Source organism: Streptomyces sp. NPDC027189 (assembly GCF_055566975.1).
Genome location: NZ_JBVHRI010000046.1, coordinates 13,356 through 26,519, shown reverse-complemented (window position 1 = coordinate 26,519; position 13,164 = coordinate 13,356). Strand labels below are relative to the sequence as shown.

Sequence of the window (13,164 nt, the reverse complement as noted above, 5' to 3'; positions counted from 1 at the left end):
AGGTTGCCGTCGAGGGAACCGGTGGAGCCGCCGGTCGAGGTGCCGGCCGACGTGGAGCCGGTGCTGCCCGTGCTGGCGAAGCCGCCGTCCGTCGAGCCGCCGCCGGAGGTGGCGGGTGCGGGCTCGTTGTCGGTGGGGATGGCGATGCAGATCTGGGCCTTGCCGGTGGCGGGGTTCTTGTCGAAGGCCGGGTGGATGTCGTAGACGGAGGTCGCCTTCACCTCGCTGGTGGTGGTCTGTGCGTCGTCCTCGATGTCCCGCATGAAGGTGAAGGAGAGGGACTCGCCGACGTCGATGGTGTGGTCGGCGGCCGCAGACGTACTTGGACTTGCCCGGCGTCCCCCCAGGCCCGGACGGATCATCGATCCCGAACGGCGCGCACTCTTCGGGGACTTCCAGCGGCGACCGTGTCCTTCGGTATCTGCACCATGAGCGCCGTCTGGTCGTCGCTGCTTGCGAAGGTCGTCGGCGCGGCCGTCGCCGACCCGGTCGCACTCGGCGAGGTTGCCATCCAGCAGGACGTAGTCGGGGTCGGCTTCGCGCAGGGCACACAGCAGACCGGCCGCGCGGTCGGCGAGCAGGCCGATCACCGCGCCCGGGTAGGCGTGTGCGGTTGCCGACGCAGATACCCGAAGCCGGCCGCGATCTGCGCGAGGGTGTCGTGCCGGCGCAGGTACACCAGGCCGGCCGCGGCACGCCAGTGCGGCGGCCGGCCTGCAGCAGCGGTCACCCTCGCGGGTGACAATGAGCATGGTCACCCACTCGACCAGGGCATGGGGCAGGTCGAGCGCGGCAGGATTAGGAAATGGGTGTAGCTCTCCTGCAGTGAGATCCTTCAGGCCGTCAGAGGTACCGACGAAACCGGCCTCCGGAAGTGACGAAACTTGCGACCGGGGATCCGTTTCGCGTTGAGCCCGCCCAACTGGACCCTGCGGTCCGCACCGCAGCCCGGGACTCTCGCGCGCCTTCAACTCCGGCAGTTGACCGCGCCTTGGCCCGCTCGGCGCTCAACGCGGCCGGTCGCGCCCCGACCGCGGTTACGCGTTGGCCGGCGAGCACTCGATGTCGGAGACCGTCGTGACCGCCGAGGACGCCTGGCCGGGTGCGGAGGCGGCGTGCTCGTCGAGCCCACGGGCGGTGTGGATCCGCAGCAGTCCATCGATGCCGCGCAGCAGGGTCTCGCCGGCCAGGACGGGGTCGCCGAGGTAGCCGGCGCTCATCGCGCCGTCGCGGAGCATGACGAAGTGCCGCCCGGCGTGCTCGGCCTGCGCGGCCGTGATCTCGGCGAACAGTCCGGTGATCGTCTCCAGGAACCACTCGCGGTGTTGCACGACGGCACGGTGGACCGGGTGGTCGGGATCGGGGAATTCCGCTGCCGCGTTGAGGAAGGCGCATCCGCGGTAACCGGGCGAGCGGATCTGCTCGACCAGGGACGCACCGATGCCCCGCAGGATGCCGTCGGTCGGCACGTCCGCGGCCATCAGGGAGCCGATCTGGGTGCGGATCGCGTGGTCGACGCTTCCGATATAGGCGACGGCAAGGTCTTCCTTGCTGCGGAAGTGGCGGTAGAAGGTGGCGTTGGTGACCTTCGACTCGGCGACCAGACGGTCGACGCCCACTGTGTGGATGCCCTCCGCGTAGAAGAGCTGCCCGGCGGTCCTCAGGAGCCGCTCCCGGGCCTCGGAGACTCTCCTGCCGGTGCCTGTGCCAGCTTCCGTCTGCGTCATGTCAACCATGATAGCGGGTAGAACGCTCTCTCTTGTTTTCGTGGAAGGGGTGTGCCAGGCTGCAAACAAGAGAGAGCGTTCTCTCTATCCCGCACTCACTGGAGAACCCCATGGCATCCGCCGCCTCCGCCGAGCACGTCGGCGCCACGCCCGCCCTGCGTCGGCTGTACGTCATCCGCTTCGTCTTCGCCGCCGCGTGGGCGGTGCTCCTGCTGTTGTCCGGCTCGGACCTCACCGTCGCGGCCAAGCTGCTGCTGTTCCTCTATCCGGCTTTCGACGTGGTCGCGGCCGTCGTCGATGCCAGGTCGGCGCGCGCCGACGGGCCGGTCAAGGGCCTGTACGCCAACATCGCCGTCAGCTCGCTCGCCGCCGTCGGCGTCGCGGTCGCCAGCACCTCGGGCGTCGCCGACGTGCTGCGTGTCTGGGGCGCGTGGGCGGTCGCCTCAGGGCTGGTCCAGCTCCTCGTGGGCGTCGCGCGCCGGCCGATGGGCGGCCAGTGGGCCATGATCGTCAGCGGCGGCATCTCGGTGCTGGCCGGCGCGACCTTCATCCGAAGCGCCTCACAGGACGACCCCTCGCTGACCACTCTCGCCGGCTACGCCACGCTCGGAGGGATCTTCTTCCTCGTCTCGGCGTTCCGCCTGTCCCGCTCGACCCGCAGGGGCTGACCGGCGGCGACCGAGGATCGCGGCTACCGGACGCGGCGCGCGAGTCGGGACGTGCCCGACAGGGTCCGGCTCGGCGACAGGACGGTGCGGCGGATGGCGTTCGGCGCCATGAGGCTGGCCGGGCCGGGGGTCTGGGGGCCGCCGGCGGACCGGGACCACTCGATCCGGCTGACCCGGCGAGCGGTGGAGCTCGGCGTCGATCACATCGACACAGCCGATGCCTACGGCTTCGGCGTCGTCGAGGACATCCTGCGCGAGGCCCTGCACCCGTACCCCGACCGCCTGCTAATCGCCACGAAGGTGGGCCAGGTGCAACCACGGCCCGGCGCATGGGTGCCACTCGGCCGTCCCGCCTTTCTGCGCCACCAGTGCGAGATGAGCCTGCGCCGGCTGGGCGGTGGAGCAGATCGAGGTCGCTCGGGCGATCGTCGAAGTCGCCGCCGTGCAGAACATCTACAACCTGACCACGCGCACCTGGGACGACGTCCTGGCCTACTGCCCCCGGCTGCCCCGGCACACGCCTCGTCGGCATCGGCGTGCCTCGCGCGGCGAACAACCCCGGCTCCAGTTCCGCGATCCAGTCCCGTTCCACCAGCCGTTTGAGCTTCGAACGGAACCCCTCCACCTTGTTCTTGTCGGTCGACAACCCGAGCGCGGCGCACAGATGGTGCGCCCGCATCGGATGCACCGCGTCACCAAGGACCTCCACGATGTCCCGGTACGAGGACGGCAACACCCCCGCGTCCAACTCCACCGACCAGGTCGGCACCAGCCGCACCCCCACCGGCGACCCCACCCCGGCCACCGGCCCGTTCGCCGGCTCCGCCGCACCGCCATCGTCGGTCTCGGGACCGGTCACCGACCCGTCTGCGGACAGGATCTCGCTCATCGTCTCCCGCGTGATCTCCAACCGGGACACCGCCCTTCCTGCTCGACCAGAAGGACCGTCAACTCCTTGATCCGCCCGCGCAGTTCAGCGATCCGATCCCGTGCAGCAGCCTCCCGCCGCTCCAGTTCCTCCAACCACGACACCATCGCCGCCTCCCAGCCCCGAACCCTGGACACGACGATCCGGCAAACGATCCGCGGCAGCAACAACCCACCACGACGATCTCACTCAGGGAGAGCTACACCCAACTCCAAAGAGGCATACAACACCGGCCTGGCAGGCGCGTCGGCCGCGTTCGACAACTACGCGAAGTCGAAGCAAGGCAAGCGCAAGGGCGCACGGATGGGGCGCCCCCGCATTGTGATGTCTCAGCTCAGTTGCGGCAGGTCCATGGCCTGCTGTCCTGCAGAGTGAATGGGACAGGTATCCGGCGCGGGCGTCAGGTGATCGGTTTTTTCGATGTCCGTTATCCGTTGTGACCTGGCGGATTCATTTCCTCCCCATACGGTTTCTGCGTTCTCGGGGGCCACACATCATCAGGGGCAGACATGAAGAACACGATGACCGGCCGTATTGCTGCCGCTGCGGCCCTGTCCGCATGCCTCGCCGCCGGGGGCGTGGCGATTGCGGCCAACGCGACCCAGAACACCACCGCACCCGCGACGCGGTCCGTCGCAGCCGTGAGCGGGCAGGACAGCGCCTTGGTGCGGGCGTTCGACACGGTCAATCGCAACACCAGCTGGCAGCCCGCCGGCAAGCTGAAGCTCAACTTCCCGACCTACCACACCGAGGGGATGGTCCAGGCCGACGGCCGCATCTTCCTGTCCGCGGTCCAGATCATCGAGCCCACGCAGAAGTACCCCACCCCGCAGGGCGGTTACGACCGTACCCCCGGCCGCGGCGTCGGCCACGTGTTCGTGCTGGACCGCGAGGGACACCTGCAACGGGACATCGTCCTGGGCGAGGGCGACATGTACCACCCCGGCGGCATCGACTCCGACGGGAGCTCGGTGTGGGTTCCCGTGGCCCAGTACCGCCCCAACAGCAGCTCCATCATCTACCGCATCGATCTCAAGACCCTCGACGTCCACAAGGAGTTCGAGGCGAAGGACCACATCGGCGGTATCGTCCGCGACGCGGTCACCGGTCACCTCATCGGCAACAACTGGGGCTCGCGCCGCTTCTACGAGTGGAACAAGCAGGGCCGGCAGATCACTAGCTGGGACAACCCCCAGCACTTCATCGACTATCAGGACTGCCAGTACGTCCCGGACCGCAAGATGCTCTGCGGCGGTGTCACGAACCTGCCCCAGACTCCGGCCGCGGGCGGAGCCGGCGCCACCTACGAACTCGGCGGCATGGCCCTGATCGACCTGCGCAGCCACGAGGTGCTGCACGAGGTGCCCTTCCAGCAGTGGTCGGCCGCCGGCCACGTGGTGACCCGCAATCCCCTCAAGCTGGCCGTCGACGGCGACAAGATCACGATGTGGGCCGCCCCCGACAACGGCGACGAAGGCAACGGCACCGAGATCCTGACGTACCAGGCGAGCGTGCATCCGGCCGGCTGACCTGTCGGAGCCCGGAATCAGCGATCCGTGGCCGAGAACGGCTGGACTCCCGCTGTGTTGTCGAAAGGACCGCGGGAGGGCCGTACACGGGGGCAAGTCGGCTGCGGCGGCGAGCGCGAGGTGAGCGGTCAGCTCCCTGTTGCGTCGCTTCAGCTTCGCATTGCGGTCGATGAGCAGGTCATAGTGGCTGGTGGTGGGGGCGCCAGGTGTGGGTGCGCGGGTCCGGGCGGCTTCGGCGATGTCCCGAGCGATGTCGGGGAAATGGCGGCGGAAGGTGGTGTTGCTCAGCCCGAACTCGCCGGCAAGGGCGGGGACGGTGGGACGCTTGCCAGTCGTGGTGGCCAACTTGCCGGACAAACCCAACTCCCCAGCACCGCCTACGCGTTCACGCGATGAGCTGGTCGAGATGGAGACGCCGACACCAGGCCGTCGCCCGCCACTGCCACTACCTCCGCCGGACCGGTACGCAACACGCATCCGCCAACCCCGCACCTGACCCGCCCTCAGCCCACTACACTCAAAATCAGGCCCCTGACCAGCAGGAATAGCGAAACGCTGCTGGAGTACTAATTCGGCAGCAGCACTGTGAACGACGGTCTCCCCGGGGCGTCGAAGTAGGTCACCGTCCCGCCCCTGCGGACGACGTCGAGGACGACACTGCCCGTCACGGACTGGCCCGGCGCGTACTGCGTGTCGATGTCCCGTCCGTCGACGGACTCCCGTGTCGTGCAGTCCTGCGCGGCGGTCTCGTCGTCCTGGCACTTCATCGCGCCGTACGGGCTGAAACGCCCGGTCGCGTTCCCGACGTTCTTGATCGTGAGTGTGAGGACGAGGTACTGCCCGTGCTTCGGCTTGTGCGATGTGCCGAGCTCCGCGGCCGACAGGTACTTGGCCGACTGCACTCTGACGCGCATCTTCGTCGACACCGACTCGTCAGACCCGTCCACGGCCGTAAACGGGCCGACCGTTCCGACCATCAGCAACGGGGCGAGCCCCGGCGAGGACGGCGCCTTCGACGGCTTCGAGTCAGACTCCACAACACCCTGTGCAGACACCGACGGCTTCGCAGCCCCCTCATCCGAGTGACTCTCTCCCGAACACCCCACCGCGAGAGCGGACAGGACCACGGCCGGCACAACGGCACGGCGGACACAAGCGCGCACAGCGCAACCCCCCATGAACAGCGGCCTTTCCTGGCCGCAGGAGCCGTAAGGGTAAGCCACGCACCGCGTGCACCTGCGGGGTGCGTCCCCTTCCTCGTGCGAGCAGCAGCGGCCGAGTCCTGGGGCGTACGGGCAGACAGGCCGATGGGCCGTCTTCGGGCCGCTGTCAGGCGCGCTTGCGAAGGGTACGAATCACCGCTCCCGAAGCAAGGGGAAGTGATGCGGGCCGAGCAGCAGTGGCGTCACCGCGAGGTGTTGTGGTCAGCGCGGGACGGCCGACGCCACCCGATCGATCAGACCGCAATGAGGGCGTCCTACCAGCCGCACCTCATTGACGTGGAGTACATGAGCTAAGCCTGCACAACCGTTCAGGTTGCCCGTCGAAGCTCCACAACGACGCTCTCGCCTGTCCCCAGGCTCCCGTCTGGGCCGGGTAGTTGGCGACTTGTCTCTTCAGAGGTCCACGCGACGTTCGGCCACCGAAGGATCGGATGCCGATCCATAGCGCAGGACGACGTGCGCGGGGCGGAAAGGAAGGTCACGCAGGATGGGTTCCATCACGGCGAAGAGCGCATCAGCGTCAGGTCCGTAGGCGTAGAGCACGACCTCGCCGCCTCCGAACTCATTGCCGTCAAACTCGCCGACGTCAGCTTGATCGATCACCTCGATCAGTAGCGATTGGGCCTCGCGGACAGTCGCGCGTTGGCCCTGCCCGCCGAAGCCATCATCGGCCAGCCGATACCGAGCGATGACGGCATTCTCAGCGTCGGTCTCGGTTGCTCCTTCGTCCACGTCAGTCATGCAGGAACGATCTCATCCCGGACCGACATGATCAGTAGGCCGGCCGTCCGAATCGCGCTAGGTGATCGGTGGCTTGGCGGGCTTGGCGGTGGGGTTCTTGGGGCGCTTGTTGGGGCGATAGCTGGGGCCGCAAACGCGGCATCGAAGCCGACGCCGAACGGCTCCGCCAGGTCTTTCGCGCCGACTGGGCCCACCAGCCCACACTGGCCGAGGACGCGCTCGGCAAGCAGATGCTCGCCCTCCTGGTCCAACTGGAGGCCGCCTGCATCGCCACCGACGACCTCGCCGAGGCGGTCGAAGAGGCTTTCCCTCAGCACCCGGACGCTGAAATCCTTCTCAGCTTCCCCGGCCTCGCTGTCCAGCTCGGCGCCCGGGTGCTCGCCGAGATTGGAGACGACCGGCAGCGGTTCGCCGACGCCCGCGGCCTGAAGGCATACGCCAGGTCCTCGCCCATCACGAGAGCCTCCGGCAAGAAGTCGAGCATCACTCGCCGATGGGTCAAGTACGACCGCCTCAACCACGCCGGCTGCCTCTGGGCCTTCTCCGCGATCACCGCCTCGACCGGCGCCAAGACCCACTACCGGCGCCGCCGCGACCAAGGCGACTGGCACGCCGCTGCCCAGCGCATCCTCTTCAACCGCTTGATCGGACAGCTCTACCACTGCCTCCAGCACAACCGGACCTATGACGAGACCATGGCCTTCCCCGCGGCACGGGCGATCCCAGAAGCAGCCGTCGCCTGATCATTCAGGCCCTCGCCGGACTATCCTCCCCGCGATGACTCTTCGCCAGTACACCTACTTCGCGCTGTTCAGCGATCACGTTTCCGCTGCCGAGATGACGTCGCAGCTGGACATCACTCCCGATGAAGTGTCCGTTCGCGGCAGTCGGCACACCGATCCGCCAGTGCCGGTCAACCACGCCTGGCAGATCGTCTGCCGAGACCCTGGCCTGCGCGTCGACGAACAGATCGCCCAGATCCTCAACAGACTCCAACCGCACACGGATCGGATCTCCGAGGTCGTCAGCCGCCTGGCCGACCACGGCGGCGGAGCTGTGCTCCAAGTCGTCCGCTACTTCAACGACACCAACCCGGACCAGTCGCCGTCCTCGCACGCACCCAACCTCTTCGGCTGGCACCTGGACCGCAATGTCCTGGACTTCCTCACCGCCACCGGCGCAGAGCTCGACGTCGACGAGTACGACATGACCCCAGGCGAGGACGCCGGCTGACGCCTCGCTCGGCACGACGGGCCGACACTCCCGCTGTTCGAACACGCCGACAACCGGCTTGACGCGCAAAGCGCCTGAGGTGCCTGTGCGGTCAGAGCATTAGCGAAGAAGTCCCAGTACGTCGTCTGCACTCACCGCTGGAGAGTTCTCGGGCGATCTGACGGTTACGGGTTGTCCGAGCTCGCTGATCCGTGCCTCGACGGATCGGCCGCCGTCGACGATGTAGTCGGCACGTCGCACGATGGGTTTGCCGGTCGCCGGCACATACACCCTCAGCGTGACGGGGCCTGCCACGCTGGTCAGTGCACGTAGGCGCTCACCGTTCCTGCCCACGGCGGGACGGGAGTTGACGTCTCCGCTGGCATTCCCGAACCCGGCCAGCAGTTGGCCCGTCTGACACACAGGCGCAATGCCTTGTGCGTAGGGGTTCTCGGCGGGAAGGTCTGTGACCATGTAGTTCCCGCGCAGAAGCCTCGTGGCCGCTGATTCCGGGTCTTGGTCCTCCGATGCAGCTGGATCAACGGGCTTGACGGGCGCACCGTTCAGTCCGGTGATCGCATCGTGCAGGGCAGTGTCCTCCCAGCGAGTCCAGACCCGGCTGCCGACGAGCAGGCTCTCCGCCTTGCCTATGGTTCCGCGGCAGTCGCCGTGGCCGTCCAGCCGTGCGTCGAACGTGGTCTGGGTCCCGTTGGGTGCGTGGAGTTCACCTTCCATGCGGAACGATTTTGCGTCGTGCAACTGTTGCAGGACGTTCTCCATTGCCTTGGCATCGTCATCTTGTCCTCCGTCTCGCGTGCAAGAGGACAGCGAGAGCACCATCGCTGAAGCTGCGGCGCACATCGTGACCGCGCGTGTTCTGTTTATGTCCAAGTCGCTCCCCCGGCGCTCAGTTGAGGGCATCACTCTCCTACATGAGTTGCTCCTGCACGAGTCGGAAAGGCCTGTTCCAGTCACCGGATTGGGCCTGCCTTCTGGCCGCTCCCAGACGTGCGAGATTGCTGGTCGGGCGCGCGAGTCTCCGCGGCTGTCCTGTGACCGGCTGCTGGTGCAGGTTTTCGGTCTCCTCCGCGTCGACTGGCCCAGCGGTGGGCGCGACGTGACGCGGCTGCCAATTCACGTGCTTGGGCTCCGCCTTGTCGAGCACGTCTTTCACGGAGAGCTGGTACGTCTGCGACGACTACGCCGGGCAACGCCTCAGTGCGTTCGGTATCCCCGTCATTGCGATAGAGCGATGGCCATGAGTACGCATGCAATGACGAGATCGGCGGGGATGGGGTTGTCAAAGCGATCAGGCAGGCACACGTCGGTGGTGCGACACGGTCGGAACCGTGTCGCACCACTGTGACCGGATTCGGTTGGTGTTATTGGCGTTTTTGCCTGGCCGCCAGGGACGGGCCCATTTGCATGAACGCGTTGGCGTACGTGGTGGTGCCCAGCTTGTTCGGGTGGTAGCTCTCGCGGCTGAAGCAGCTGTCTGCCCAGAACCACCAGCAGCTTGCTCGAGCGTCGCCGTGGTGGAAGTCGCCGTCGCCGTTCGGGCCGGCCACGACTCCGTTGATGCCTTCCTGAGCGTCGCAGACACGTTTGCCGTTGAAGGCGTTCTGAGGCGACTTGAAGGTGACTCCGGAGGAACTCAGTGAGAGGGCCAGCGCGCGCTGTTTGTCCTCGAAGTACTGGGCCATGTTGTTCAGGATGACACGTTGGGATGCGCTCACCACGGTGGAGCAGGCCTCTGTCGGACTGAACAGGAGGGGGTAGCCCATGAGGGCGATGGTGGCCGTTGGCGCATATGTATGAATCTGTTCCAGCACGTTCTTGGTACCGGCCACCGCCGCGTCGATGTCCGCCTTCATCGAGGCTTCGGAGGGGCATCCGCTGACTACACAGGCTTCGATCTTCTTGTCGAACTCGGCGTCATTGCCGCCGATGGTCAGCATGACCAACGTGGTGTCGGCGCTGAGCACCCCGGAGTCGATCTGCGACTTCTCGTGGAAGTTCCCGTCCCAACCCCAGTGCACCTTGCCATCCGTGCCGATGGGATTGCCTTGGGTCAGTTGGCCCGTTTCAGCTCCTGAACAGGCGACGAACTGGAAGTCGAGCGACGGATCGTTCTTGTCGGCGAGGGCTCCCACCGTGTCCGTGTGTCCGGTCAGCGTCACCTTGCGGGGCCAGGCGTTCGCGCTGCGGCGGCAGGCGTTCCAGGTGTCTTTTCCGTGGTCGGTGTCGGAAGGCTTGGCGTAGTCCCCGGCACCTTCGCCCGAGGTGTAGGAGTCGCCCATCGCAACGACCATCTGTTTGGGCTTTGCCGACAAGGGCTGGATGGCGATGGCGTCCCAGGCTACGTCGTTGTCCGCTGTGCCGTCGTCGGCCTGGTTGTCGAGGCTCACCTTGGGCGTTCCCGCGAAGCGGTATGTCCCTAGTGGCACCCATGTGTTGGCTCTGTATCTCTGGTTGAGGTACCGGTGCCGTGTCCCGTTGCCCAGGTCAATCGTGTAGTGGGCCTGCTGGGTCTCGGCGCCTGTGTCGGGCAGATGGACGAGGACGCGGGCCCATTGGTTGAGGCTCTTGTCGAGCGTCCAGGTGCCGGTAACCCTCATCGGGTCGATGCGGTGCTGGTCGTCGCGGGTGTGGGCGAACCAGAAGTGGGCTCCGAAGCCGCCGCCGATCTGGTGGAAGTCTTCCTTGCCTTCATAGGTGGTTATGGTGCTGTTCGGGACGCTGGTTCCCTTGAACTCCCACTCCAGTTTGCCACTGTTGGTCCAGGGCTTGGAGCAGTCGCTGCGAAGGGTCGCCGCACTCGCGGGGACGTCGTCGATGATCAGGGCGCCCGCCGGCAGCCCGCCGGTGCTGCAGTTGGGTTGGCCGCTGTTGCCGCGGCCGAGTTCGGCGCGCAGGGTCTTGTAGGTGAGGGTTTCGTTGCCGCACTCGATGGAGCAGGTCGTCTTCCACTTGGCGTTGGCGTGGTACCAGTACTGCTTGTAGCAGGCTTCGGTGGTGCATTGCGGCGGGTTGCCGGAGTCACAGCCGTTGCTGCTGTTGCAGAAGGTGTCCAGAGACGGCTTGACCCTCGTTCGGGCTCCCGCGTCGCCCCACCAGGCGGCCTGGAAGCCGTGAGTGTTGCCGTTGTCCTGCACTCCCGCGTCGCTGTAGGAGCGGCCGGTGTCGATGGGGTAGGCGGCCCAGCCCATCGCCTTCTCCGGGTAGGGCCACTTCTGCGGCTGGGCGGCGTCCGCGTAGTGGTTGTTGTCGAGGAAGGCGAAACGGTCGGCCGGGTACTTCGGGTTCGCCGGGTTGTTGAGCCAGCCCAGACCCCACTTCCCGGTCGAGTCCGGGGTGTTGTAGCCGAGGTTGTAGTTCCAGGCGGCGGCGAACCAGTTTTCGAGGTACTTGGGATCATCATCGTTGATCTTGATGGTCTGGCCGTCGGTGTGCAGCTCGTTCCACTTCTTGGCGAGTGTCTGGGCGGCGACGGCGACGTTCGCCGTGTAGTCGAGCGCGATGGCCCGCTGCTGGTCGGCGGGGAAGGCGCCGGGCTTGCCAGGCTGCTGGCGTGCGGCGATGCTCATGCCGTCGGTCTGCTGGCCGATGCCGTAGCCGCAGTCGGCCTTGGCCCAGTCGATCGACCAGATCTTGTTCGGGTCGTAACCTGGCGTACCGGGATAGATGTTGGTGCCGTAGAAGTTCCCGACCAGGGGGTTCCCGGTCTGGCCCGGAAGCGCGTGGTATGAGGCCTGCCACAGGTTGGACTCCTGGGCCAGGATGCCAAGCAGCACCTGCGCCGGAATGCGGGATCCGGACGGGGCCCCCTTCAGTGCAGGCAGCGGGAACATGGTCGAGGGCGAGACGGAGGAGCCGAGGCTGTCCCCCGCGCGCCAGCCGCCCTGGGTGATGTAGTTGCTGGTGAGGTTGCCCCTGATGGCCATGTCGACGGCCCATTCCACCTGGTTGGGGGTGGGCTGCAGGGCCTGCGCGCCCTGGTCGTTGCGGGCGATGGAGCAGTTGCGCTCCGGGTCCTGAGGCGACGCGGAGGAGGCGGTGGCCGCTTGGAGCGTGGCGGCGGCGGTGCGGCTCGCAGAAATTGACTTGCCGACTGCGGCTGTCCCGGCCGTGGTGCTGGCCAGCGCGGGCGACTGCTTCTCCGTACGTCCGGTGGAGGCACCCGGCACGGTGAAGGCCAGCTTCTTCCCGGTCGCTGGAACATGCGCCGTGATCTTGTAGGGAAGTGCCTCGTCGGCCACCTGCGCGGCGAGGGGATCGGTGACGTGGGACCGCAGCCCGACGGATACGGCCCGGTCCACGGCCAGTTGGCCCCGTGAGGACAGCACGGCGGTGGCATCGGCCTTGGTCTGCCGGATGCCGGAGGGAAGCGGGCTGACGCCCTTCGGGTCGCCGGTCAGGAACAGCCGCCCCTTCGTGCCGGGGGACAGACCGACCGCGCCGAGCTTCCCGTGGGCCAGTGTGGTGACCTTGGATCCGGCTGCCCGCTTGACGTCCGCGCGGTTGGCCTTGCGGTCGAGGAAGGCCACCGCTCCCGTGCTGTCGGGATGCAGGTGGAAGGCTGGCCCGGAGGTCGTGGCGATGAGCTGCCGGCTGCCGTCCTGGTGGACGCGGGTGAGGCGGTTGCCGAGGGCGGCGACGATGTCCTTGCCCACCGGGACGGCCGAGGTCGCCTCCCCCCGGACGGTGAGCCTGTGGGTCACCTTGGCGGTGGCCGTGTCCAGGCGGAGCAGACGGGTCTTGCCGAGTTCCTCATCGGCGGCCTGCGTCAGCACCGCGTCTTCGCCCGCCCCGCACCCGGGGTTGAAGTAGGCGAGGGAGACCTGCTGGCGCAGCTTCGTCACGGTGTGCTTGTCGAGGTCGATGACTGCGGCAAACGCTCCCCGGTCGAAGAGGGCGGGCCGGTTGGTGAACGTGCGCGGGGCGTAAGCCACCACCGCTCGCTTTCCCGAGCCGGTGACGCAGACGTTGCCGATCCAGGCGTCGGCGTCGAATCCGTCCTCCCGCAGCGTCGCGGCTTCCCGCCATTGGTAGGCCTGCTCGCTGTCAGCGACGAGCACGTGAAGTCCCTGTGCGTCGCCGACGGCTGTGACGGCGCGGTCGTCCGAGGTGCGCCAG

10 protein-coding genes and 2 pseudogenes are annotated in these 13,164 nt (G+C 67.2%); 6 read left to right on the top strand and 6 right to left on the bottom strand.

Features of this window, described 5'->3' with window-relative positions; all coding sequences use genetic code 11:
• Positions 1 to 413 precede the first annotated feature (413 nt).
• Both ACZ4RZ_RS47625 and ACZ4RZ_RS47620 read right to left on the bottom strand, forming a co-directional pair.
• A pseudogene (locus ACZ4RZ_RS47625) lies at positions 414 to 752 on the bottom strand (transposase family protein); the annotation flags it as partial.
• 285 nt (positions 753 to 1,037) lie between these two features.
• Positions 1,038 to 1,736 (bottom strand): TetR/AcrR family transcriptional regulator, encoded by a 699-nt coding sequence (locus ACZ4RZ_RS47620; RefSeq protein WP_467753859.1) that lies wholly within the window; start codon positions 1,734 to 1,736, stop codon positions 1,038 to 1,040.
• Between the two features lie 101 nt (positions 1,737 to 1,837).
• Here ACZ4RZ_RS47620 and ACZ4RZ_RS47615 point away from each other — a divergent pair, with 101 nt between their 5' ends.
• The 4 genes from ACZ4RZ_RS47615 (at position 1,838) to ACZ4RZ_RS47600 (ending at position 4,852) form a co-directional block, all read left to right on the top strand.
• Entirely contained in the window at positions 1,838 to 2,395 is a 558-nt protein-coding gene (locus ACZ4RZ_RS47615) for a hypothetical protein (protein ID WP_467753858.1), read from the top strand.
• A 93-nt stretch (positions 2,396 to 2,488) separates the two neighbouring features.
• The gene (locus tag ACZ4RZ_RS47610; RefSeq protein ID WP_467753857.1) at positions 2,489 to 2,998 is read left to right on the top strand and encodes an aldo/keto reductase; all 510 of its coding nucleotides are present in this window, start codon (positions 2,489 to 2,491) and stop codon (positions 2,996 to 2,998) included.
• Positions 2,999 to 3,105: 107 nt separating this feature from the next.
• Positions 3,106 to 3,354, top strand: coding sequence for a hypothetical protein (locus ACZ4RZ_RS47605; RefSeq protein WP_467753856.1), 249 nt, complete (start codon positions 3,106 to 3,108; stop codon positions 3,352 to 3,354).
• A 478-nt stretch (positions 3,355 to 3,832) separates the two neighbouring features.
• On the top strand, positions 3,833 to 4,852 hold the full coding sequence (locus tag ACZ4RZ_RS47600; RefSeq protein WP_467753855.1) for a DUF6454 family protein: 1,020 nt from the start codon (positions 3,833 to 3,835) through the stop codon (positions 4,850 to 4,852).
• Between the two features lie 566 nt (positions 4,853 to 5,418).
• On the opposite strand, the gene ACZ4RZ_RS47595 is transcribed toward ACZ4RZ_RS47600, so the two are convergent.
• Positions 5,419 to 5,889, bottom strand: coding sequence for a DUF4352 domain-containing protein (locus ACZ4RZ_RS47595; RefSeq protein ID WP_467753854.1), 471 nt, complete (start codon positions 5,887 to 5,889; stop codon positions 5,419 to 5,421).
• A 579-nt stretch (positions 5,890 to 6,468) separates the two neighbouring features.
• Positions 6,469 to 6,816: a hypothetical protein gene (locus tag ACZ4RZ_RS47590; RefSeq protein ID WP_467753853.1), complete on the bottom strand. Its 348-nt coding sequence runs from the start codon at positions 6,814 to 6,816 to the stop codon at positions 6,469 to 6,471.
• Between the two features lie 125 nt (positions 6,817 to 6,941).
• Between ACZ4RZ_RS47590 and ACZ4RZ_RS47585 the strand changes: the two are divergent.
• Positions 6,942 to 7,559 (top strand): annotated as a pseudogene (locus ACZ4RZ_RS47585) (transposase); the annotation flags it as partial.
• A 34-nt stretch (positions 7,560 to 7,593) separates the two neighbouring features.
• Positions 7,594 to 8,049 (top strand): DUF4279 domain-containing protein, encoded by a 456-nt coding sequence (locus ACZ4RZ_RS47580; protein WP_467753851.1) that lies wholly within the window; start codon positions 7,594 to 7,596, stop codon positions 8,047 to 8,049.
• Between the two features lie 99 nt (positions 8,050 to 8,148).
• On the opposite strand, the gene ACZ4RZ_RS47575 is transcribed toward ACZ4RZ_RS47580, so the two are convergent.
• Both ACZ4RZ_RS47575 and ACZ4RZ_RS47570 read right to left on the bottom strand, forming a co-directional pair.
• A complete protein-coding gene (locus tag ACZ4RZ_RS47575) occupies positions 8,149 to 8,808 on the bottom strand; it encodes a hypothetical protein (protein WP_467753850.1) in 660 nt (219 codons plus the stop codon).
• Between the two features lie 602 nt (positions 8,809 to 9,410).
• Positions 9,411 to 13,106 (bottom strand): golvesin C-terminal-like domain-containing protein, encoded by a 3,696-nt coding sequence (locus ACZ4RZ_RS47570; RefSeq protein WP_467753849.1) that lies wholly within the window; start codon positions 13,104 to 13,106, stop codon positions 9,411 to 9,413.
• Positions 13,107 to 13,164 lie beyond the last annotated feature (58 nt).